A 22,674-nucleotide genomic window follows, 5' to 3' on the forward strand; every position below is an offset into this window, starting at 1 on the left:
TTAATTTATGTAATTAGTTATTTTCCATGAATGCTTCCACATCTTTCGGATGATAGGGAATTCGGTCTTTACCGATGAAGCGGCAACCATCGCTCGTGATGAGCAGGTCGTCCTCAATACGTATGCCACCAAAGTCTTTGTAAGTATCCAATTTGTCAAAATTGAGGAAGTCTTTGCAGTGGCCGGAGGCTCTCCATTCGTCGATAAGGGCCGGAATAAAGTAAATACCGGGCTCGTCGGTCACGACAAATCCCTCTTCCAAACGGCGTCCCATGCGAAGGTTATTAGTGCCGAATTGGTCCAAGTTAGGCCGTGTTTCCTCATCGAAGCCCACGTTTATCTGATCCAAATTCTCCATGTCGTGCACGTCCATGCCCATCATGTGGCCGAGACCGTGGGGAAGGAACATGGCGTGAGCGCCCGCTTTGACAGCCTCTTCGGTATCGCCACGGGTAAGTCCAAGCTCTTTGAGCCTATCAAACATCAGGCGGCAGATGGCAAAATGCACGTCAGCATATTTTACACCCGGCTTGGCTACCTCTAACGCATAGTCATGACAAGCCTCAACGATGGAGTAAATCTCCAATTGTTTCTGTGTAAACTTGCCGTTAACGGGCATTGTTCGGGTGTTGTCGCTGCAATAAGTGTTGATGGTTTCGGCACCGGCGTCACACAAGGCCAACCTGCCGGCTTCCAAAATGTTCATCGATGGAGAACCGTGCATGATTTCGCCATGCTGTGTATAGATAGTGGGGAAGCTGACCATTGAGCCATAAGAGTGGGCTATGCCATCAACCTGACCGGCGATGAACTTCTCCGTTAGCCCCGGTTTGGTCAACCGCATGGCTGTAGTGTGCATCTTATAACCGATGACGGCAGCCCGTTCGAGTTCCTCGATTTCCTGCGGTTCCTTTGTCGATCTCATTTTCACGACGGCTTTGATGAGGTCCATGCTGGCCGATTCCTTTTGTTGGAAAGGGTGAATACCCAGCAAATCGAACATCTGAATCATGATGTCGTGACGGTAGGGTGGCAGAAAATGAATTTCTCTCTTGGCACGAAGCGCCTCATTGCAGATGGCTTTCAGTGCCTTCATGGGCTGTGCCTCGTCAGCGCCGCTCATTTGTGCCATCGTCTGGACGCTCTCCACGGAGCCAAACCATACGATGTCTTCAATGTCGATGTCGTTCCCAATAAGTATGTCACGGTTGTTATCCACATCGATAACGCCCACCAATCCGTCTCTTTGAAGACCGAAATAATAGAGAAATGTTGAATCTTGGCGAAACGGGAAATAACCGTTGTTGGGAAAGTTCGCCGGCGATTCGTTGTTTCCAAATAGAATGATGAGACCCTGCTTGACGAGTTTCTTCAATTCGGCGCGGCGTCTCACGTATGTTGCTGTATCAAACATATTTTAATATAATTTTGATGTATTGCCTACAAAGATACATAATTATACTTGAAAATATGAGAAATCGCAAGGAAAAAATCATCAAATAGCATATTCATACGTGGCAGATGAAAAGAGGAGGGTGGAGTTCGCTTTTGTCATTCCTATGCTTTGACAAGGTCATAGTGGCTCTTTCGCCCGGTCAAAGCACTGCTTTCGTAACGTCAAAGCATAGCTATTGGATGGCCGTTATAGTAAGGGAAAATGGGTAAAACAAAGCGGGGAAACAGCCACTTTCTGTCGTTGTGATACAGAATAGTGTGGCTGTTTCCCCGCAAAAGCGCATGATTGCGTAATAAAAGGGTTGAATTTATTTCTTTTTCAGTAAGTCGGGACGCAGCCTGCGGGTGCGTTCCATGGCTTGGTCAAGCTCCCATTGTCTTACCTTTGCTTCGTTTCCGCTGAGCAGAATCTCGGGAACTTTCCATCCTTTGTAATCGGCAGGACGGGTATAGATGGGCGCTGCCAGCATGTCATCTTGAAAACAGTCGCTCAAAGCGCTTTGTTCGTCGCTGATAGAGCCGGGGATGAGGCGTACAATGGCGTCGGCCATTACGGCGGCAGCCAACTCTCCGCCTGTCAGAACATAGTCGCCAATGCTTATCTCACGTGTGATGAGGTGGTCACGCACCCGTTGGTCTATGCCTTTATAATGTCCGCAAAGAATCATGATGTTGCCTTTGAGCGACAGTTCGTTAGCAATGTGCTGGTCAAACTGCTGTCCGTCCGGGCTGGTATATATGATCTCGTCATATTCCCGCTCAGCTTTGAGGGCGGAAATACACCTATCGATAGGCTCACACTGCATGACCATGCCCGCACTTCCGCCGTATGGATAGTCGTCTACACGTCTCCATTTGTCTAAAGTGTAATCACGAAGGTTATGAACATGGATTTCCGCTATTCCGTTCTTTTGTGCACGAGCTAAGATAGACTCACTTATGAAGCCCGTAAACATTTCTGGTAAAACACTGATTATATCGATTCTCATAGGTCGGCAAAGGTAGCAAAAAATGTTTGATTCCGAAAATATTACATTTATATTTTGCCATTGGGGCTATTTGTACTACCTTTGCCCTCTCAAACTAAATATCAGTATAATGAAAAAACGTGTATTATTGGCTCTCTTTTCTTTAGGGGCCTGCTTAGGTGTAAGCGCTCAGAATGTTCAGTTACACTATGATTTGGGTCGTTCTCTGTATGACGGTTTGTCTTCGCGTGGGTCTGTTACCACTACAGTTGAAATGTTTAAGCCCGACAAATGGGGTAGCACTTTCATGTTTACCGACTTGGATTATAAGAACGATGGTGTGATGGGAGCTTATTGGGAAATAGCCCGCGAGTTCAATATCACTCGCAACAAGCAGTTCGCGGCTCATATTGAGTACAATGGCGGTGCGGCTACGGGTGAGCTTCCTACCAAGAGCTATTATGGAAATCGCTTCCAGCACGCTGTGTTATTGGGTGGTGCGTGGAATTGGCACAATGCCGATTTCTCCAAAACTTTCTCTTTGCAGGCCATGTATAAGTATTATTTCAAGAACGGACACACGGGTGCTCGTCCTTTCAATGGCTTCCAGACTACGGCAGTATGGGGAATGGAGTTGGCCAAAGGCATGATGACATTTAGTGGTTTCGCCGATTTGTGGTATGATCCCACGGTGAAAGGCAAATTGATTTTCCTTTCAGAACCGCAATTTTGGTTTAATATGAATAAACTGAAAGGCTGGGACGGCGTAAATCTTAGCGTCGGTACCGAGGTGGAAGTTAGCAATAACTTCGTTTGGAATGAGAAAGGTGAGAACGATAAGTTCTATGCCATCCCAACCTTAGCTTTGAAATGGACTTTTTAGTCGACAAACATTTCAATGAATTTTTCTTCAGAAATAATAGGCGTACCTAAAGAGTGCGCCTTTTGATTTTTACCACTTGTCGACTCTACATCATTATTAATAAGGTAGCTGGTAGACTTGCTGACGCTGCCGGTTACCTTTCCGCCTTGATTTTGGATGTATTCTTTCAATTCATTTCTGTTTTTATAATGGAATACATCTCCTGTCACGACAAATGTTTTGCCTGCGCAGCGATTGCCTTGTGGCTGTAAGTCGGGTTCTGATATGCGCAAAATGCCCATCAGGCGCTTCACCTCTTCTGCGTTGTCAGGCTGGTGGAACCAATTGACAAGCGAGCGTGATTTCTCGGGGCCGATACCATCGATTCCCGCAAAATAGTCAGTATCGTCGGTAGTTGTCGCGGCTTCTACCAGCGCTGTGAGTTTTGTGCCGGATAGGAGCCTGCTGCATACGTCTTGACCACATAGCGGTATGGAGAGCGCATAGAGCAGACGACGAGCCTCAACGTCAACCGACTTTTCTATGGATTGCAGGATATTGGAGGCTGACTTTGTACCGAAGCCATCCAATGTGGCAAGTTCAGTTGCGTGGTTTTTAAGACTAAAGATGTCGGAATAGTGGGTTATCCAGCCAAGATTGATGAACTTGGCTATTGTTTGCTCGGAAACACCATCGATATTTAGGCCTTCTTTGGAGACAAAACGAGCAAACTTTTTGAGTTGTTTGGCAGGACAATGGTCGTTAGAGCAGTGTAGCGTCTGAGTACCACTGGCTTCGCTGGTCTTGATTTCGGTGGGTGAACCACATACGGGGCAGTGAGTGGGAATGGTAAGCTCACCAATCTTTTGGTCTACTTGTATGACCTTCGGAATGATTTTATTAGCTTTGATGACCGAAATCTTAGTGCCCGTTGTGCCGATTCCTAATCTGTGACACTCGCTGATGTTACAGAGTGAGGCCCTTTTTACAACTGTTCCTTCCAAATTTACGGGCTCGAAAACGGCTACCGGTGAGATCGTGTTGGCCGCGCAACTCCACTCTATATGGTCAAGCGTGGTGTTGGCAGCTTCATCTTGCCATTTGAAGGCCAGTCCGGCCCGTGTGGCATGATGTCCGGTTATGCTACCTGTTTGTGAAAAGGCATAGTCGTCGTAAGATATGACGAGCCCATCGACCGGAAAAGGATTCTTTAAAGTCGTTACTTTCTCGGTCCATCGGTTGATGGCTTGCTCAACATTCGCGAGCGATGGGGTGCTGACACATTCCATATCGACCGGTGTCATTCCGTTCTTTTTTACCCAATTCATTCGTTCACCCCAAGAGTTAATAGGCTCTTCGGTATAGACGAGAGAGAAAGGAATCCATTGCAGATGGCGCTGCTTAACTTCTTCAGGATTCTTCAAAGTGAGCGATCCTGAAGCTAAGTTGCGCGGATTGGCATAATCTTCTCCACTTTCGAGAAGGTATTGGTCGAAATCAGCGTATGAAATGACACATTCTCCCCGAATAACAACATGGGAAGTATCGTTGATTTTTGAAGGAATGCCTTTAATAGAAGCTGCTAAGTGAGTGATATTGGTACCAATATGTCCGTTACCTCGTGTAACAACTTTGCTGAGGCGACCGCCATCGTAGGTGACAACCAACGTGAGTCCGTCCAGTTTCCACGAAATCCAAATGGCCTTTCCGTCAGCCCATTTCACGAGTTCTTCAGGCTTCTTGGTCTTGGCAAGGGAGAGAGCTGGGTATTCATGTTCCTCTTTTTGGCCGCTGATGACTTCTTCGGAAACTTTATTTGTGGGACTGTCAGGAAGGATTGTGTTTGTTTCTTCCTCCAAATCTTTCAGTCTATCAAATGCTGCGTCCCATTCGTAGTCGGTCATTAGTTCTTGTTTGCCACCGTAGTAGTTGGCAGAGGCTTCGTTCAGCTGGTTGATGATACGCTGCATTTCTTGTATTTTATCTTCCATATCACTCATGATTTATAATGCGAGTTGCCTATTATGGCATAATCTTTTAGTATCTTGCAAAGATAGTTGAAAAGCCCTTAAAGGACAAAAACAATATCTTAATTTTTGTGCTTATGCGATTTAATTGCTATTTTTGTGGCCTTAATCATTTTATTATAATATGAAAAATATCGTTATCGGGATAGATGTTGGTATCAGCACGACCAAGATTGTAGGAATAGATGAGAACGGAATGGTTATCAATCCTTTCAGAATCAAGGCTACTGATCCTATTACCAGTCTTTATGGAGCATTTGGAAAGTATTTATATGATAATAAAATCCAGCTGGATGATGTACGTCAGGTAATGGTGACGGGCGTAGGTTCGGCTTATATAGAGACACCTATTTACGGATTGCCGACAGCCAAGAGCGAAGAGTTTATAGCAGATGGGCTTGGTGCTCGTTACGAAAGTAAATTAGACAGGATGATAGTTGTCAGTATGGGTACCGGCACAAGTTTGGTTAAATGTGACGGAGACGAGATAAAACATATTGGCGGTATCGGCGTCGGAGGTGGTACTTTAGCGGGATTAAGTCGTATTATGCTGAAAACAGACGATATTAAGCAGTTATCCAGCATGGCCATGCAGGGAGATATTAATAACATCAATCTTCATATAGGTGACATCAGCGCGAAGCCATTGCCGGGATTGCCGATGAATGCCACGGCTTCGCTGTTTAGTAATGCGAAGGCGAACGCTACCCGGGAAGACATTGCATTGGGACTTATTTATATGGTATTACAGACTATTGGCAGCAGCAGTTTCCTATCGAGTTTGGGCAGTGGCATACGTGATTTCGTCATGATAGGTAATCTTACGTTGTTGCCTCAATGTAAAGATGTGTACCCGGCCATGGAAAAGTTGTATAATGTTCATTTCCGCATACCTAAATATAGCGAATTCTGTACGGCGATAGGAGCGGCATTGGATTTCTATTTAAAGAATCGTTAGTCTGTAACGGACTTATATTTATCGGATTGTAAATAAATATAAGTAAGAATAATGCCTCGTAAAGCCAAATAGGTAATCATGGCCAACCATAAGCCGTGGTTACCTATTATTGGTGTTGTGAGTTGGCAGATGGCCCAAAAGCAGATTGTTGAGACGGCCGCGGATGTGAGTAGCGCTTTGGTGGAGGTTGTGCCAATAAAGACCCCGTCCCAAATAAACGCTGCCGCACCGGCAAGAGGAATGGCCCATGCCCAGTATATATAGGGGCGTATGGCTTGGATCACATTTTCCTCATTGGTTAATATTTCTACGAAGCGCATGCCGAAAAATGTGTATAGAGCTGTATAGATAATTGTCATGATGAGGGCCCATCCGAACAATCTTTTAATCATAAGTCTGAATGTTGTGAGATTTTGGGCGCCATAAAGTCGTCCACCAAGGGCTTCTCCGGCATAGGCAAAGCCATCCATGATATAGGAAAACAGAAGGTAAAATTGTAGAATAACCGTATTAGCAGAGAGGATAATGGTACCTAATTGGGCACCCGTGGATGTGAAATATAAATTGGTAAAGACGATACAAAAGGTACGAAAGAAAATGTCTCTATTCACAGAAAAGAGTTGAAAAATACTGGAAGTGAGGAATAGATTATTTTTTTGAAAGTATTTTAACAGTCGCATATAATGCTTTCCTATTAATGACAAGGCTATCAGCAGGCCGGCATATTGGGCAAGAACGGTTCCTATGGCAACACCTTCTATTTTCATGTTGAGGCCATAGACTAATGTCAAGCTGATGAATATATTGATAATATTTTGCCCGATAGAAACCATCATGGGCGTCCGTGTGTTTTGCATGCCGATAAGCCATCCCGTGAGACTATTCAAGCACAGAACTGCGGGAGCTCCCCAAATAGCAATATAAAAATAGGTTTTAATGAATGGGATAATGTCTTTGTCAGGTTTTATAATACTCATGAATAAATCAAAGAGTGGCTGTTGAGCAATAATGATGATGGCTGCGAGAACCAATGCGATAAGAATTGAGCGTATAAGAGTAGAGACTGTCTCGGGCAAATCTCTTTTTCCTAATAATTGCGAGGTGATTCCGCTGGTTCCCATTCGCAAAAAAGAAAAAAGCCAATAGGTGAGATTAAACATCATTGAACCTATGGAAACGGCACCGATATAGGCAATATTTTCCATGTGTCCCACGATGGCTATGTCAACAAGGCCAAGTAAGGGGATGGTAATATTTGAAATAATTGAGGGAATTGCTATCCGAAGTATATGGTCGTCTATTGGATTTTTCATAGTTGCAAAGTTACGGGGAAAACATGGAAAAAGGCTGTTGGTATTTCTTGTTTTATAGGTGCAAAGTTGAATTTAATGTTAAAAATGCGTAAAGGTGTGTGCTGCTCTTTCTTATACAAATAGATATTCAGTGAATAATAGTACCTTTGCACCGCTATCACGAGTTGATAGTATTAATTCAAACCTAATTTAAATATAAAAAATGGCAACAAAAATCAGATTGCAGCGTGGCGGTCGTAAAGGCTATGCTTTCTATAGCATCGTAATCGCTGACGCAAGAGCACCACGTGATGGTAAATTTACTGAAAAGATTGGTTCTTACAATCCTAACACCAATCCTGCTACTGTAGATTTGAATTTCGACCGTGCACTTTACTGGGTAGAAACTGGCGCACAGCCAACCGATACCGTTCGTAACCTCCTGAAGGGTGAGGGCGTTTACTTGATGAAGCACCTTCGTGGTGGCGTTAAGAAGGGCGCTTTCGATGAAGCCGCAGCTCAGAAGAAGTTCGATGCATGGAAAGATGCAAAGGTAAAGGGCGTAGAAGCTGTTCGTGAGCAAAACGCAAAAGCTAAGAAAGCCGCTGTGAATGCAGAGCTTGAAGCAGAAAAGAAAATCAACGAAGAGATTGCAAAGAAGGTAGCTGAGAAGAAAGCTGCGGAAGCTGCTGCAAAAGCAGAGGCTGAAGCTGAACAAGCTGCTGAGGAAACAGCAACAGAAGCTCCCGTAGAGGAGGCTCCTGCTGAAGCTTAATCTTCGAACATTTACAAAAGCAATAATGAGGGGTAGCTGCAAAGGCAGTTGCCCCTCATTTGTCTTATTTCTATTCTTCGTAAAATAAGTATTAAATCGTGTAAGAAAATATGTAGTAAGAAGCGTAAATAGAGGTGGTGAAAACAAATTGAAAGTTTCTTAAAATAAATGGTTTTAGGCCCTTTTTTAATATAATTTAGTCACTTATCTTCTATACTTCTTGCTATTTATTGTAATTTTGCCTTTAGATAAAATATAGAAAATAATAATATAATTATGGCAGAAGCTATAGATATACGTGAATTAAATATCCGCATAGAGCAGCAAAGTGGTTTTGTAACCAATCTTGTTCATGGCATGGATCAAGTGATTGTCGGTCAGAAACATTTGATAGATTCTTTGTTGATTTCTTTGTTGAGTGATGGGCATATTCTTTTGGAAGGTGTTCCGGGATTGGCAAAAACTTTGGCAATAAAGACTTTGTCACAGTTGATCGACGCGAACTTCAGTCGTATTCAGTTTACTCCTGATTTATTACCGGCCGATGTTACCGGAACTATGATATACTCACAAAAGGAAGAGAAGTTCCAAGTAAAGAAGGGACCGGTCTTTGCTAATTTTATATTGGCAGATGAAATCAACCGTGCTCCGGCCAAAGTTCAGAGTGCGCTGTTAGAAGCTATGCAGGAGCATCAGGTTACTATAGGTGAAATGACATTTGATTTGCCTAAGCCTTTCTTGGTAATGGCTACACAAAATCCTATAGAACAGGAAGGTACATACCCCTTGCCAGAGGCACAAGTGGACCGCTTTATGTTGAAAGTTGTTATTGACTATCCAACACTTGAAGAGGAAAAGTTGATTATTCGTGAGAACTTGAATGCTACAATGCCGACTGTGCATGCCGTAACTTCTGCGGAGGAGATCATGAATGCCCGCAAGATTGTCAATGAAGTATATATTGATGAAAAGATTGCGCAGTATATAGCTGATATAGTTTTTGCAACTCGTTATCCTGAAAGGTATGGGCTCGCGGAGCTGAAGGACCTCATCACTTTTGGTGGCAGTCCTCGTGCCAGCATAAACTTAGCTAAGGCCAGCAGGGCTTATGCCTTTATTAAGCATAGAGGTTATGTCGTTCCGGAGGATGTAAGAGCGGTTGTTCATGACGTGCTGCGACATAGAATTGGTTTGAGTTATGAAGCAGAAGCAAGCAATGTGTCTTCTGAGGAGATCGTATCTAAAATAGTAAACAAGGTAGAGGTGCCTTAATGGAAACGGCGGAAATTTTAAAGAAGGTCCGAAAAATAGAAATCAAGACTCGCGGATTGAGTCAGAATATATTCGCAGGACAATATCATTCTGCGTTTAAGGGGAGAGGTATGGCTTTCTCTGAAGTGCGAGAATATCAGTTTGGCGATGATATTAGAGATATAGATTGGAATGTGACCGCACGTTTTCATAGGCCTTACGTGAAGGTCTTTGAAGAAGAACGGGAACTTACCTCTATGTTGCTGATTGATGTCAGTGGTTCTTTAGATTTTGGAACAGTCCGTCAATTGAAGCGAGAGATGGTGACGGAAATCGCGGCAACATTGGCGTTCAGTGCCATTCAGAATAATGATAAGATAGGAGTTATATTCTTTTCAGATAAGATAGAAAAGTATATCCCACCTAAAAAAGGGCGTAAGCATATCTTATTTATTATTCGTGAGCTACTTGATTTTACACCTGATAGCAAAAAAACAGACATTGGTGCATCGGTAGAATTTCTTACACGGATGTTGAAACGGCGTTGTACGGTCTTTCTTTTGAGTGACTTTTATGACCGTCAGGATTTTCTGAAACAGTTGCAAATAGCCAATCGTAAGCATGATATGATTGCGATTCAAGTTTATGATAAAAGAGCGAAAACATTGCCAGATGTTGGTTTAATGAAAGTCTGTGACGCGGAAACCGGTCATGAAATGATAATTGATACAAGCTCTAAGAAGCTTCGACAAGCCCATACGCAATATTGGTTTGAGCGTCAAGAGTATTTAATGCAGACATTCCGTAAGAGCAAGATTGATTGGACTTCTATAGCAACGGATGATGATTATGTAAAATCATTAATGATGTTGTTTAAGAAAAGAGCATAATATTTTAATGAAAAGATTATTTTCAATATTATCCATATTATTTGTTTTTATAGTTGCCCATGCCCAAGTGCAGGTTGAGCAAACTATAGATTCTGTCCAAATCTTTATTGGACAGCAAGTTAATATGACGCTTAGTGTGACGACACCACAAGGAGCTAAAGTTGTTTTTCCCCAATTCAAGAAAGCACAATATTTGGTTCCGGGAGTGGAAATTGTAGAGACTAAGCTCGATACGGCAAAGGTTGATGATTTACAAAAGGTAAGTCAAATTTATACTTTAACGAGTTTTGATGAGCGTTTGTACCCATTACCGGCTTTGAAAGTCAAAGTTAATGGCAAGTCTTATGATGGAACGACATTAGCTTTAAAGGTCTTGACAATGGATGTAGACACGTTACATCCCAATCAGTTCTTCCCTCCTAAGGATGTTCAAAATAATCCTTTTCTCGCAAGTGAGTGGGTACCTCCATTCTTACTTAGCGTTTTGCTACTAATTGTTTGTGGTTTAACTGTTTATCTTTTTGTGAGGTTAAAGCAGAATAAACCTATTATCGCTAAAGTAAAGATCATCCGTCATATTCCGGCTCATCAAAAAGCATTGGATTCTATTGAAAAAATCAAGGTAGAGAAGTTGATTACTTCGGAGAATCAAAAAGTTTATTATACGGCTCTGACCGATGTTCTGCGTCAGTATATTCAAGAACGTTTTGGTTTCAATGCAATGGAAATGACAAGCTCTGAGATAATTTACCATTTGCAGCAGGCAGGAGACCAAAAGATGATCTATGAATTGAAAGAATTATTTCAGACTGCGGATTTGGTAAAGTTTGCAAAGTATTCGACTCTTGTTAATGAAAAAGATTTGAATTTGGTCAATGCTATTAATTTCATAGACCAAACTAAGCAAGAACAAAATACGGTTGAGGAAAGAGTTATACCGCAGTTGAGCTCCGATGAGCAAAAGCAACAAAAGAACCGATTTACGATTAAGGCGTTGTTGATTGTTTCAACATTGGTTATTGTTTGTATTATAGTGAGCATTTTCTGGTATCTATATCAGATTATAGGCTAACTTATTATAAAAGTGAATAAAAGTGGAATTTGCTAATAAAGAATATTTCTTCCTGCTCCTTTTATTGATACCTTATATATTGTGGTATTTTCTTTATCGAAAAAAAAGTGAGCCAACAATGCGCCTAAGCGATACTTTCGCGTATCGTTTTGGCTTCAAGAGTTGGCGTATGCGCATGATCAATTTGCCCATGTGTTTACGTTGCATCGCTTTTATATTGATCGTTATTGTTATGGCTCGCCCACAAACACATAATTCTTGGGACAATAAATCTGTTGAAGGTATTGATATTATGTTAGCGATGGACGTTTCGACCTCGATGTTAGCAGAGGATTTAAAGCCTAACAGAATAGAGGCTGCCAAGAGTGTCGCTACAGAGTTTATTTCTGATCGGCCCAATGATAATATAGGATTAACGATATTTGCAGGTGAAGCCTTTACACAATGCCCTATGACAACAGACCATTCGTCTTTGGTAAATATGTTGCAGGGAGTGCGTACTGACATAGCTGCTCGGGGATTGATTAGTGATGGAACGGCCGTAGGTATGGGATTAGCCAATGCTGTGAGCCGTTTGAAGAGTTCAAAAGCCAAGAGTAAGGTCGTTATTTTGCTGACTGATGGTAGCAATAATATGGGAGATATTTCACCGATGACCGCTGCCCAAATAGCCAAAAGCCTTGGTATTCGTGTTTATACGATCGGAGTTGGAACGAATAAAGTAGCTCCTTATCCTATGCCCGTGGCTGGTGGGGTGCAATATGTGAATATTCCTGTAGAGATAGATAATAAAACGCTTGGAGATATTGCGGCAACGACAGACGCTAATTTCTACAGAGCAACGAACAATCAGCAGCTTAAGCAGATTTATAAAGATATAGACAAATTAGAGAAAACCAAGATGAGTGTCAAGAAGTTCTCTAAGCGCTATGAAGCCTATCAGCCATTTGCACTGATGGCACTCTTTACATTATTAATTGAGATATTGTTGCGTTCCACGGTTTTGCGACGTATTCCTTAATCTTTGTATGCTACATGTTAAGATTTGAAGATCCTATATATCTTTGGCTATTATTGATAGTACCGGTTCTGCTGATCATTAATTTGGTCAGTTGGCGTAGTCGTGTTAAGAAGTTACGTGCTTTTGGTGAACCACAATTATTGCAGCAACTTATGCCTGATGTCTCCAAATATAGGCCAACGGTTAAGCTATGTATTTTACTGTTAGCTATAAGTATATTGGTCTTAATGCTTGCGCGCCCTCAGATGGGAACAAAAATCAGTCACGAGAAACGGTCGGGTATAGAGACCATCATAGCTTTGGATATTAGTAACTCCATGATGGCTGAAGATGTACAACCTTCACGTTTGGCCAAGAGTAAGTTGTTGGTAGAGAATTTAGTTGACCATTTTACAAACGACAAAGTTGGTCTTGTCGTATTTGCGGGCGAAGCTTTTGTTCAACTTCCCATTACCAGTGATTATGTTTCCGCGAAGATGTTTCTACAAAATATAGATCCCTCTTTGATTCAATTACAAGGTACTGATTTAGCCCGGGCCGTCCAGTTGTCCGCAGCCAGCTTTACACAGCAGGATAAGGTAGGAAAGGCTATCATAGTCATTACCGATGGTGAAGACCATGAAGGTGGTGCGTTGGAGGCTGCTAAGGAAGCTCGGAAGAAAGGAATTAACGTTTTTGTGTTGGGGGTTGGTAATCCTAAGGGAGCTCCAATTCCTGATGGGCAAGGGGGCTATATTAAAGATAACGCTGGACAAACGGTGATGTCAGTTCTTAATGAAGACATGTGCCGACAAATAGCTCAAGCAGGGAAAGGCACTTATATTCATGTGGATAATACGAGCGCAGCCCAAGAACAGTTAAATGATGAACTTACAAAGTTGCAGAATGGTGAGACCAGCAGTGTTATATATAGTGAGTATAATGAGCAATTCCAAGCCTTTGGATTAATTATTATTCTGCTTTTGGCTCTCGAAATATGTATTATGGAAAGTAGAAATCCGCTTATGCGTGGAATAAATATTTTCAAAAAACGTTTTAGTTTGGTTGTATTGTTGTTGGGAATGGGTAGTTTGGTGACCTTTGCTCAAACCGATAGACATTATATACGCTCAGGTAATCGCTTGTTTCATCAGCAAAATTATGCCAAGGCAGAGGTCGAATACAGAAAAGCATTGTCAAAGAATGCGAGAAATCCTCAGGCCCTTTATAATTTGGGTTGTGCTTTGACTATGCAGCAAAAAGACTCTTTGGCAGCTTTACAGTTCCAACAAGCCGGTCAACTTGAGACCGCTAAGCTGCGGAAAGCCATGTCTTATCACAATTTAGGTGTGCTTTTTCAGCGTCATCAAATGTACGGAGAAGCCATCAATGCCTATAAAGAGGCGCTGAGAAATAATCCTTCCGATAACGAGACGCGTTACAATTTGGTACTTTGCAAACGCCAGCAGAAGAACCAACCTAAACAAAATCAGCAGCAAAACAAGAAGCAGGATAAAGATAACAAAGACAATAAAGATAATAAGGAAAAGCAAGATAAAAATAAGAAGCAGCAATCGCAGCAGCAACCTTCACAAGAAAAGATGAGCAAGGAAAATGCTGAGCAATTATTGAATGCGGCCATGCAGGAAGAGCAGAATACCCAGCAACGCCTAAAAAAAGCATTGTCTGCTCCTCGTTCGCGTAAGTTGCAGAAAAACTGGTAATTGTTTTTTGAATGTTTCTATATCCAATTTTGAGCTATCATGAGGTTATATCATAAATACTATTGTTTATTACTAATCTGTATTTTTTGCGGATTCCATCTTTCGTGGGCCCAATCTATATCCATATCGGTACCGTCTCGCGTATCAGCCGGTGAGAATTTTCGATTGTCTTATACGATTAATACAGATGATGTGGATGAGTTTAGGATTGCCACTATCCCCAGTGGATTAGAGTTGATAGCCGGTCCATATACCTCACAGCAGTCCAGTTATCAGATGATAAATGGCCACACTTCCAGCTCATCATCCATAACATTGACCTATACTTTGTATGCGAGTAAGAATGGAACCTATACCATTCCCGAGGCTCATGCAGTTATAAATGGTAAACGAATCGCTTCCCGTTCCGTGAAGGTGACGGTGGCCGGACATGTGCCAAATACGGGTGGGGCACCCAATATGCACAATGATAATACTGCTCCACATGTGCGTGAAGCCGGAACTACTATCTCCGGCAATGATTTGTTCATCAAGGTGAGTGCCAATAAGAAAAGGGTACATGAGCAAGAACCGATATTGTTGACTTATAAGGTTTATACGTTGGTCGAATTGACGCAGCTTGAGGGAAAAATGCCGGACCTGACAGGATTCCATACTCAGGAAATTAAGTTGCCTCAACAAAAGAGTTTTCATGTGGAGAATGTAAATGGACGGCCTTATCGATGCGTAACATGGAGCCAGTATGTCATGTATCCGCAAATGACGGGTAAACTTCAAATACCAAGCATTACCTTTAAGGGAATCGTAGTCCAGCAAAACAGAAACGTGAATCCTATTGAGGCTTTCTTCAATGGTGGGTCGGGATACGTCGAGGTAAAGCGTAACATTGTGGCCCCGGGGATTACAGTTCAAGTTGATCCTTTGCCCAAACGTCCAGCCAACTTTTCGGGTGGAGTGGGTAAGTTTAATATCTCTGCTTCGTTGAACAAGGTAGATGTAAAGGCCGGTGAGCCGCTGCAGTTCCGAGTTGTTGTTGGGGGCGTAGGTAATTTGAAGTTAATCAAGCAACCGGTGATCCAATTCCCCAAGGATTTCGACAAGTATGATCCCAAAGTCACAGATAAAACAAAACTGACTTCTAATGGTCTTGAGGGAAATATGGTGTATGACTATTTAGCCGTTCCTCAGAATCAGGGTAAGTACACAATTCCGGGAGTTGAACTTGTTTATTACGATACTTCTGCTAACACTTATCGCACTATAAAGACACAGCCTTTTACAGTTACTGTAGCTAAAGGTGATGGTAGTCGTGGCAAGGTGGCCGATTTTACCGGTGGTAGCAAGGATAATGATATTCGGGGTATTCATGAAACAGATAATTCCCAGCATGCGCTCAATGACTTTTTCTTTGGTTCTTGGGAGTATATTGTCGCCAATGTCATTCCTTTGTTGGCTTTTATCATTCTGTTGATCATCTTCCGTCAGAGGGCTATAGATAATGCCGACATCGTGAAGATGCGTGGAAAGAAAGCAAGTAAGATTGCGACTCGCAGATTGCGAAAAGCCAATCAACTTATGTTGGATGGTAAGCAGAACGAGTTTTATGATGAGGTTCTGCGTGCTTTGTGGGGCTATGTCAGCGATAAGTTGAACATGCCCGTAGAATTACTGTCGCGTGATAATATATCCGATAATCTGATAATGCATAATATAGATGCGGATACTGTGCATAAATTCATCAACGCGATTGATGAATGTGAGTATGCACGTTATGCTCCCGGTGACCCGGTTGGTAATATGAATCATACATTTGAAAGCGCTATGACCGCTATTATGAATATAGAAAATGTGATGAAGTCCGCGAGGCGTTCCGCCCATGCAGGTCAGAAAGCTGTGGTACTCTTGCTTTTGATGTCTGCTTATGTAATCCAAAGTTTTGCCGTTACAAAGCAAAATGCTGATTTGGAGTATAAGAAAGGCAATTATCAGCAGGCTATAAAAGATTACGAAGGATTGCTCAAAAATGGTGTGAGCAGTGAGTTGTATTACAATCTTGGCAACGCCTATTATCGTACTGACAATATCACTAAGGCTGTTCTAAACTATGAGCGTGCTTTAATGCTTGATCCGGGGAACAGTGATATTCGCTTTAATCTTCAGTTCGCACGAAGTAAAACCATTGATAAAATTGTTCCGGCCGATGAAATGTTTTTCATAACTTGGTATAAAGCAGTTGTCAATTATACCAGTGTTGATCGCTGGGCGTCAATAGCCGTATTCTCTATTTGCAGCGTCTTGGTTCTTTTGCTCATTTATTTGTTCGGTCCCAATGCTACGGTTCGTAAGATAGGTTTCTTTGGTGCCGGATTATTTGTGGTATTGTTTTTATTGACCAATCTGTTTGCGTGGCAACAGAAACATCAGTTTGATAATAGGACGGGTGCCATTGTGATCAGTTCATCTATAGGTGTTAAGAAAACACCAGCCCGCAGTGCGTCAGAAGATTTTATTCTGCATGAGGGTACACGTGTTGAGATTGTTGATAAGACCATGGCCCAATGGCGTGAAATCAGGTTGGGAGATGGGCGTGAAGGCTGGATTCCCGTCTCTTCAATAGAAGAAATATAATAATTTAAAATTGGAATTATCCACGTTTTTAGAGCTTGACAAGGACATATTGTTGCTATTTAACGGCAGTGATTCTTTGTTTGCTGATGGGGTGATAATGGCGCTCACATCCGGTTGGTTGTGGATTCCGCTCTATCTGTCATTATTCTATATTATCGTTAAGAATAATGAAACAATGACACAAATTATGCTGGCTGTCGGTGGTGCAGTGCTGTGTGTGTTGGTAGCCGATGGTGTTACCGATGGTATTGTGAAACCCCTTGTCGGACGGCTGCGGCCTTGTAACGAGCCAGCCTTAAAATATATCATTGATACAGTGCCCGGTTTGTTCGATAAGAACTTTAGTTTTTTCTCGGCCCACGCTGCCAATATTTGTGCGCTAAGTACATTCTTTAGTTTGTTGATTAGGGATTGGCGATTGATGATAGGTTTGGGATTTTGGTCTGCGGTGTCTTGTTACACTCGCCTTTATTTAGGAATGCACTATCCATCCGATATTTTGGTAGGCATATTATTCGGACTGTTTGTAGGCTATTTCTCTTATCGGGTCTATATTTATTTCTATAACATGGTGACACCTCGTATCACCTATGTCTCTACCCAATACACAGCTACGGGCTACAGCTTGTCCGATGTAGATGTTGTTCTTTGCGTATTGGCCTTGTTGTTTGTTAGTTCCATCTTCTTTTCATTTGCTTGGATCTGACGCGTTCATACGTATTTTACTCTTAAATATATTTGTTTGTATAAATGGAAACAAAACATATTCATATCAGCGATTTTGATTATCCCTTGCCGGATGAGCGTATAGCTAAATTTCCTATCAGCCAGCGCGACCACAGCAAGTTACTTATTTATGACCGAGGGAATATTAAGGAAGAAAGTTTTTATAATCTTCCGCAATACCTTCCCAAGGGAGCGATGATGGTTTTCAATAATACCCGTGTTATTCAAGCACGTATGCACTTCCGTAAAGAAACGGGAGCCTTAATCGAAATATTCCTCATGGAGCCTGCCGCTCCTACGGATTATGAGCTGATGTTCCAGACTTCCGGCCGGTGTTCGTGGCTGTGTATGATAGGTAATCTGAAGAAATGGAAGACAGGCACGTTGAAACGTGATTTTGAAATAAAAGGCCATAAGTTGACTTTAAGCGCTATTCGTAATGAAGAAAAGAACGCGTCGTTGGAAAACAAGGCAGGAACCAATTATTGGGTAGATTTTTCTTGGGATAATGCTAACGTTAGTTTTGCGGAAATATTAGAAGCAGTAGGCGAATTACCCATACCGCCTTATCTGAATCGTGAGACGCAAGAAAGCGATAAGGTGACTTATCAGACGGTTTATTCCAAGGTGAAAGGTAGTGTGGCTGCACCGACGGCGGGACTGCATTTTACCGATCGTGTCTTGAAATCTTTGGATGAGAATGGTATTGACCGTGAGGAGGTTACGCTCCATGTAGGGGCGGGGACATTCAAACCGGTCAAGACTGAGGAGATAGACGGCCATAAAATGCACACCGAATATATCTGCGTGCATCGGCATACGTTGGAAAAACTGCTTCGCCATGATTGTAAAACCATTGCCGTGGGTACCACGAGTGTGCGCACTTTAGAGAGCCTTTACTACATGGGTGTATATTTAGAAACTCACCCCGAGGCGCAGGAGACGGAGTTGCATGTAAACCAATGGGACCCCTATGAGCATGGGCGTGAAGGAAAAATCATTACAGACATCCCTGCTGATCGGGCCATTCAGAATATCGTTGATTGGCTTAATCGTAATGAACTTGAAGCCTTGCACAGCAGCACGCAGATTATTATAGCCCCGGGATATGAGTATAAAATTGTAAATATGCTCATTACCAATTTCCATCAGCCTAAGAGCACACTGCTTCTTTTGGTCAGTGCTTTCGTGAAAGGTGATTGGCGTGAGATTTATGATTATGCGTTGTCTCATGATTTCAGGTTCCTTAGTTATGGTGACAGTTCGCTGCTCATCCCGTAGATATAGTTTAGGACATTAATTAAGTATCATATAAATATGAAAATAGGTGATAAAGTAAGATTTCTGAGTGAAACCGGCGGTGGAAAAATTGCCGGTTTTCAAGGAAAAAATATAGTGCTTGTTGAAGATGAGGATAGTTTTCAGATTCCGACAGCCATCAATGAAGTTGTGGTAGTAAGTACCGATGATTACAGTACGGCCAAGGTTGTCAGCAATAAGTTAGGGCAGACTGCCCAAAGTGTCTCCCCCGAGTTGGGTGCTGACCAGCGCAGTGTGAAAGCATTGTTGAGCGACACGGGTGACATGGCAGTGGCAATGGAGGAAGACAATGACCCTGCCGACAAGGCTATAACGTATCGTGCCCCCGTGCAGGAACGTAAAGGGGGAAATACGCTTTCGGCGTACTTGGCTTTCGTGCCCATTGATATTAAGGAAGTTACCAACACTCGTTTTGAGACTTACTTGGTGAACGATACGAATTATTATTTCCAATATACTTATCTTGTTTCCGAGGGAAATAGCTGGACTTTACGCTCGCAGGGCGAGTTGGAGCCCAATACCAAACTGTTTATAGAGGAGTTTGGCCGTGATGTTCTCAACGATATGGGTAAGGTAGCCATTCAAATGATGGCCTATAAAAGGGATAAGAGTTTTATTCTCAAGCCTTGTGTTGAGGCTCAATTCCGTATAGACCCCGTGAAGTTTTATAAGCTCCATACCTTTCAGGACAATGATTTCTTTGAGCAGCCGGCATTGCTTTATACCATTATAGAGAATGACGTGCCGGCCAAGCCGCTTGTTATCGACGCCAAGCGATTGAAACAGCAGATGTTTGCTCCTAATCAAACGAGTGCCGAGAATGAGGCGAATCGTACATCAGAAGATACTTACGTAAGGCGTTATGAGCAGGGAGGAAAGAAAGGTAATCCCTTTGTCGTGAAGCATAAAGATGATAAAGACTTGGTCGTTGTAGACCTCCATATTGACGCTTTGCTCGATTCTACTGCCGGGATGCAGCCTATAGATATACTAAACTATCAATTGAAGAAGTTTCGTGATACCTTAGCTGAATATAGTAGCAAGAAAGGACAGAAAATAGTCTTTATCCATGGCAAGGGCGAGGGTGTGCTGCGCCGTGCCCTCGTCAATGATTTGAACTATCGCTATAAGCAATATTCATATCAAGACGCGTCGTTTCAGGAGTATGGATATGGTGCTACGCAAGTAACTATCAAATAATCTAATAGCTAATCATTATGGAATATGGTTTTATAAAAGTGGCCAGCGCGGTGCCCGTGGTTAAGGTTTCTGATTGTGAATATAATCTGACACAGATAGAATCGCTGATAGAAAAGGCAGAGGCTGACGGTGTTGAGATTGTGGTTTTTCCCGAACTTTGCATCACGGCTTATACGTGTCAGGATTTGTTTCACCAGCAACTGTTGATTGACAGCTGCGAGCATGCCATGGTGGCTTTGCTCGATTTCACCCGTAAGATGGATGTTATAGCCATAGTCGGGCTTCCCGTTGTTGTGGGAGATTTACTTCTGAACTGTGCGGCTGTTGTTCAGAGTGGTAAGCTTTTGGGATTGGTGCCTAAGGTGTATTTGCCCAATTACAGTGAGTTTTATGAGAAACGCTGGTTTGCCTCTGCCCAAGACCTGCGCCCGCGTGAGATTCGTTATGCGGGAAACTTGGTCACAGTCACTGCCGATCCGCAGTTGTTCCGAACATCGGGTGGGGCATTGTTTGGTATAGAGATATGTGAAGACGTGTGGGCTCCTACGCCTCCCAGCAACGTGATGGCCTTGGCCGGTGCCGACCTCATCTTCAATCTGTCGGCAAGCGATGAGCTTATCGGCAAGCATGGCTATCTAAAAAGTTTGGTGGCCCAGCAGAGTGCCCGTACCGCTACGGGCTATATTTATAGCAGTTGCGGTTTTGGCGAGAGCACGCAGGATGTGGTCTATGGTGGTAGTGCGCTGATTTATGAGAATGGATCATTATTGGCCGAGACAGAACGTTTCGTATTGGATAGCCAAATGATTGTTGCTCAAATAGATATAGAGCTGTTGAGAGCCAATCGACGCAGGAATACCACTTTTGTGAATGCGCAGCGTCCTGACGCCAATGTGCATTTGTCAGAAATCATCGTAAGGCCATGCCAGCCTGCTACTTCGAGAGAATTCAAGTTGGAGCGGACGATTTCTCATCTTCCGTTTATCCCTTCTGATGATCAAAGGCAGGAAACTTGCGAGACAATCTTTAATATTCAGGCGATGGGACTGGTGAAACGCATGCTCCATACACATACTCAGAAGGTTATTTTAGGTATCAGTGGCGGTCTTGACAGTACCTTGGCCCTATTGGCTTGCGTGAGAGCATTCGATAAACTCGGCTATGAGCGGAGTGGTATCATAGGAGTTACCATGCCGGGCTTTGGAACTACCGACCGTACTTATAACAATGCGTTGAAGCTGATGGGCCATTTGGGAGTAACCATTAAAGAAATTAATATTGCGAAAAGCGTGCTTCAGCATTTTGAGGATATAGGCCATGACCCTGAAAAGCATGATGTGGCTTACGAGAATGCGCAGGCCCGTGAGCGTACGCAGATACTGATGGACCTCACCAATGAGCTGGGTGGTTTGGTAGTCGGTACCGGTGACATGTCCGAATTGGCGTTAGGGTGGGCTACCTATAATGGAGACCACATGAGCATGTATGGTGTCAATGCCGGTATTCCCAAGACTTTGATTCGTTATTTGGTCAGATATGCGGCTACCAATTGGCTGGAGGGCGAGGCTGCTGCCATCTTGCAGGATATTGTAGATACGCCTATCAGTCCGGAGTTGATACCTGCTGACAAGCAAGGTAATATTCAGCAGAAGACGGAAGACTTGGTGGGGCCTTATGAGTTGCACGACTTCTTCCTTTTCTACGTGCTTCGCTATGGATTCAGTCCCCGTAAAATCTATATGCTGGCCTGCAAAGCCTTTGAGGGACAGTATGAAAATGAGATAATAAAATCTTGGTTAACAACGTTTTATCGTCGATTCTTTGCACAACAGTTTAAGCGCTCTTGCTTGCCCGATGGACCAAAAGTAGGTAGTATCAGCTTGAGTCCTCGTGGCGATTGGCGTATGCCGAGCGACGCCGTAGGGGCCTTGTGGCTTCAGCAGTGTGAAGCATTGTAAGATTCGTATAACGATTGATATTTCGGAGAGGATACGGCTTGGCCGTATCCTCTTTTAATTAACAAGCAGAGATTGTTACCGGCTTCATAGCTTGTATGCTCTTCTTTACTCTGTTTTGTAAATTTTTGCTCATGAAAATAGCGTTTTATTTTTTCATCATCTAACTAAATATTCATTCTTTTTTTTGTTTTTTTATTTTTATTTCCCCCTTTTTATACAGCCTATTTGTATATATCTATCTCTAAAAGGGATACTTTTGAAGACCTATAGGGCTTTTTTTTGTTTTGTAAAGCAGAGCTTGTAGCTTTTAACAACTATCCTTTGGGAGTATTAAAGGATAACTATGGTCGGATTTTATCAGCAACAGAAATAGAGATATATTACTAAACTTGTTGATAACCATGGTATAATATAGTTTTTTGAAATACGATTCTTTTCAAGAATAAAGTATTTCTGTTTTTGAAAATAGTTACTTTTTGTGTGCTATTTGTCAAAAAAAAATATAGTGATTTATAGTCTTCTTGGTGCTTGTGTAAATCATAATAGGAAAATAGTGTTAAAAAGGAGT

Annotated in this window: 17 protein-coding genes; 13 read left to right on the forward strand and 4 right to left on the reverse strand. The window is 42.6% G+C overall.

Going from position 1 to position 22,674, the window contains the following annotated elements; genetic code table 11:
- Window positions 1-13: 13 nt before the first annotated feature.
- Both VIR50_RS05880 and trmD read right to left on the reverse strand, forming a co-directional pair.
- The gene (locus VIR50_RS05880; RefSeq protein ID WP_331934206.1) at window positions 14-1,414 is read right to left on the reverse strand and encodes an aminopeptidase P family protein; all 1,401 of its coding nucleotides are present in this window, start codon (window positions 1,412-1,414) and stop codon (window positions 14-16) included.
- Between the two features lie 349 nt (window positions 1,415-1,763).
- Window positions 1,764-2,444 (reverse strand): tRNA (guanosine(37)-N1)-methyltransferase TrmD, encoded by a 681-nt coding sequence (gene trmD, locus VIR50_RS05885; RefSeq protein WP_331934207.1) that lies wholly within the window; start codon window positions 2,442-2,444, stop codon window positions 1,764-1,766.
- Between the two features lie 109 nt (window positions 2,445-2,553).
- Here trmD and VIR50_RS05890 point away from each other — a divergent pair, with 109 nt between their 5' ends.
- Complete coding sequence (locus VIR50_RS05890; protein ID WP_331934208.1) at window positions 2,554-3,306, forward strand: nucleoside-specific channel-forming Tsx family protein; 753 nt, start codon at window positions 2,554-2,556, stop codon at window positions 3,304-3,306.
- Here VIR50_RS05890 and ligA read toward each other — a convergent pair.
- On the reverse strand, window positions 3,303-5,285 hold the full coding sequence (ligA, locus tag VIR50_RS05895) for an NAD-dependent DNA ligase LigA (RefSeq protein ID WP_414703531.1): 1,983 nt from the start codon (window positions 5,283-5,285) through the stop codon (window positions 3,303-3,305). The two genes, VIR50_RS05890 and ligA, sit on opposite strands and share 4 nt — an antisense overlap.
- A 151-nt stretch (window positions 5,286-5,436) precedes the next feature.
- Here ligA and coaW point away from each other — a divergent pair, with 151 nt between their 5' ends.
- On the forward strand, window positions 5,437-6,270 hold the full coding sequence (gene coaW, locus VIR50_RS05900) for a type II pantothenate kinase (RefSeq protein WP_331934210.1): 834 nt from the start codon (window positions 5,437-5,439) through the stop codon (window positions 6,268-6,270).
- Here the strand turns inward: coaW and VIR50_RS05905 are convergent.
- Window positions 6,267-7,583 (reverse strand): MATE family efflux transporter, encoded by a 1,317-nt coding sequence (locus VIR50_RS05905; RefSeq protein ID WP_331934211.1) that lies wholly within the window; start codon window positions 7,581-7,583, stop codon window positions 6,267-6,269. The two genes, coaW and VIR50_RS05905, sit on opposite strands and share 4 nt — an antisense overlap.
- Window positions 7,584-7,785: 202 nt before the next feature.
- Between VIR50_RS05905 and VIR50_RS05910 the strand changes: the two genes are divergently transcribed.
- The 11 genes from VIR50_RS05910 to VIR50_RS05960 all read left to right on the forward strand — a co-directional run bounded on the left by VIR50_RS05910 (window position 7,786) and on the right by VIR50_RS05960 (window position 22,106).
- Window positions 7,786-8,337 carry a 30S ribosomal protein S16 gene (locus tag VIR50_RS05910; RefSeq protein ID WP_331934212.1) on the forward strand — a complete coding sequence of 184 codons (552 nt, stop codon included), beginning with the start codon at window positions 7,786-7,788 and terminating at the stop codon, window positions 8,335-8,337.
- Window positions 8,338-8,613: 276 nt separating this feature from the next.
- Window positions 8,614-9,609 carry an AAA family ATPase gene (locus VIR50_RS05915; RefSeq protein WP_331934213.1) on the forward strand — a complete coding sequence of 332 codons (996 nt, stop codon included), beginning with the start codon at window positions 8,614-8,616 and terminating at the stop codon, window positions 9,607-9,609.
- Window positions 9,609-10,478: a DUF58 domain-containing protein gene (locus tag VIR50_RS05920; RefSeq protein WP_331934214.1), complete on the forward strand. Its 870-nt coding sequence runs from the start codon at window positions 9,609-9,611 to the stop codon at window positions 10,476-10,478. The genes VIR50_RS05915 and VIR50_RS05920 overlap by 1 nt, the downstream gene beginning before the upstream one ends.
- 7 nt (window positions 10,479-10,485) lie before the next feature.
- Complete coding sequence (locus VIR50_RS05925; protein ID WP_331934215.1) at window positions 10,486-11,550, forward strand: hypothetical protein; 1,065 nt, start codon at window positions 10,486-10,488, stop codon at window positions 11,548-11,550.
- 22 nt (window positions 11,551-11,572) lie between these two features.
- On the forward strand, window positions 11,573-12,571 hold the full coding sequence (locus VIR50_RS05930; RefSeq protein ID WP_331934216.1) for a vWA domain-containing protein: 999 nt from the start codon (window positions 11,573-11,575) through the stop codon (window positions 12,569-12,571).
- Between the two features lie 14 nt (window positions 12,572-12,585).
- Window positions 12,586-14,274 carry a VWA domain-containing protein gene (locus tag VIR50_RS05935; protein WP_331934217.1) on the forward strand — a complete coding sequence of 563 codons (1,689 nt, stop codon included), beginning with the start codon at window positions 12,586-12,588 and terminating at the stop codon, window positions 14,272-14,274.
- A 39-nt stretch (window positions 14,275-14,313) separates the two neighbouring features.
- Entirely contained in the window at window positions 14,314-16,902 is a 2,589-nt protein-coding gene (locus VIR50_RS05940) for a BatD family protein (protein WP_331934218.1), read from the forward strand.
- A gap of 10 nt (window positions 16,903-16,912) precedes the next feature.
- Entirely contained in the window at window positions 16,913-17,608 is a 696-nt protein-coding gene (locus VIR50_RS05945) for a phosphatase PAP2 family protein (RefSeq protein ID WP_331934219.1), read from the forward strand.
- Window positions 17,609-17,652: 44 nt separating this feature from the next.
- Window positions 17,653-18,909 (forward strand): S-adenosylmethionine:tRNA ribosyltransferase-isomerase, encoded by a 1,257-nt coding sequence (locus VIR50_RS05950; RefSeq protein ID WP_331934220.1) that lies wholly within the window; start codon window positions 17,653-17,655, stop codon window positions 18,907-18,909.
- A gap of 36 nt (window positions 18,910-18,945) precedes the next feature.
- Entirely contained in the window at window positions 18,946-20,148 is a 1,203-nt protein-coding gene (locus VIR50_RS05955) for a DUF2027 domain-containing protein (RefSeq protein WP_331934221.1), read from the forward strand.
- A gap of 17 nt (window positions 20,149-20,165) precedes the next feature.
- Entirely contained in the window at window positions 20,166-22,106 is a 1,941-nt protein-coding gene (locus tag VIR50_RS05960) for an NAD(+) synthase (protein WP_331934222.1), read from the forward strand.
- The last annotated feature ends 568 nt before the right edge of the window (window positions 22,107-22,674 follow it).

The organism is Prevotella sp. (genome assembly GCF_036570325.1).
Taxonomy (GTDB): Bacteria; Bacteroidota; Bacteroidia; order Bacteroidales; family Bacteroidaceae; genus Prevotella.

Excerpts from the sequence above, each read along its gene's own strand:
- trmD (WP_331934207.1), bottom strand. The coding sequence starts at position 2,444 with ATGAGAATCGATATAATCAGTGTTTTACCAGAAATGTTTACGGGCTTC.
- VIR50_RS05925 (WP_331934215.1), top strand. The coding sequence starts at position 10,486 with ATGAAAAGATTATTTTCAATATTATCCATATTATTTGTTTTTATAGTT.
- VIR50_RS05905 (WP_331934211.1), bottom strand. The coding sequence starts at position 7,583 with ATGAAAAATCCAATAGACGACCATATACTTCGGATAGCAATTCCCTCA.
- VIR50_RS05910 (WP_331934212.1), top strand. The coding sequence starts at position 7,786 with ATGGCAACAAAAATCAGATTGCAGCGTGGCGGTCGTAAAGGCTATGCT.
- VIR50_RS05880 (WP_331934206.1), bottom strand. The coding sequence starts at position 1,414 with ATGTTTGATACAGCAACATACGTGAGACGCCGCGCCGAATTGAAGAAA.
- VIR50_RS05890 (WP_331934208.1), top strand. The coding sequence starts at position 2,554 with ATGAAAAAACGTGTATTATTGGCTCTCTTTTCTTTAGGGGCCTGCTTA.
- coaW (WP_331934210.1), top strand. The coding sequence starts at position 5,437 with ATGAAAAATATCGTTATCGGGATAGATGTTGGTATCAGCACGACCAAG.
- VIR50_RS05920 (WP_331934214.1), top strand. The coding sequence starts at position 9,609 with ATGGAAACGGCGGAAATTTTAAAGAAGGTCCGAAAAATAGAAATCAAG.
- VIR50_RS05915 (WP_331934213.1), top strand. The coding sequence starts at position 8,614 with ATGGCAGAAGCTATAGATATACGTGAATTAAATATCCGCATAGAGCAG.
- VIR50_RS05935 (WP_331934217.1), top strand. The coding sequence starts at position 12,586 with ATGTTAAGATTTGAAGATCCTATATATCTTTGGCTATTATTGATAGTA.
- VIR50_RS05950 (WP_331934220.1), top strand. The coding sequence starts at position 17,653 with ATGGAAACAAAACATATTCATATCAGCGATTTTGATTATCCCTTGCCG.
- VIR50_RS05940 (WP_331934218.1), top strand. The coding sequence starts at position 14,314 with ATGAGGTTATATCATAAATACTATTGTTTATTACTAATCTGTATTTTT.
- VIR50_RS05960 (WP_331934222.1), top strand. The coding sequence starts at position 20,166 with ATGGAATATGGTTTTATAAAAGTGGCCAGCGCGGTGCCCGTGGTTAAG.
- ligA (WP_414703531.1), bottom strand. The coding sequence starts at position 5,285 with ATGAGTGATATGGAAGATAAAATACAAGAAATGCAGCGTATCATCAAC.
- VIR50_RS05955 (WP_331934221.1), top strand. The coding sequence starts at position 18,946 with ATGAAAATAGGTGATAAAGTAAGATTTCTGAGTGAAACCGGCGGTGGA.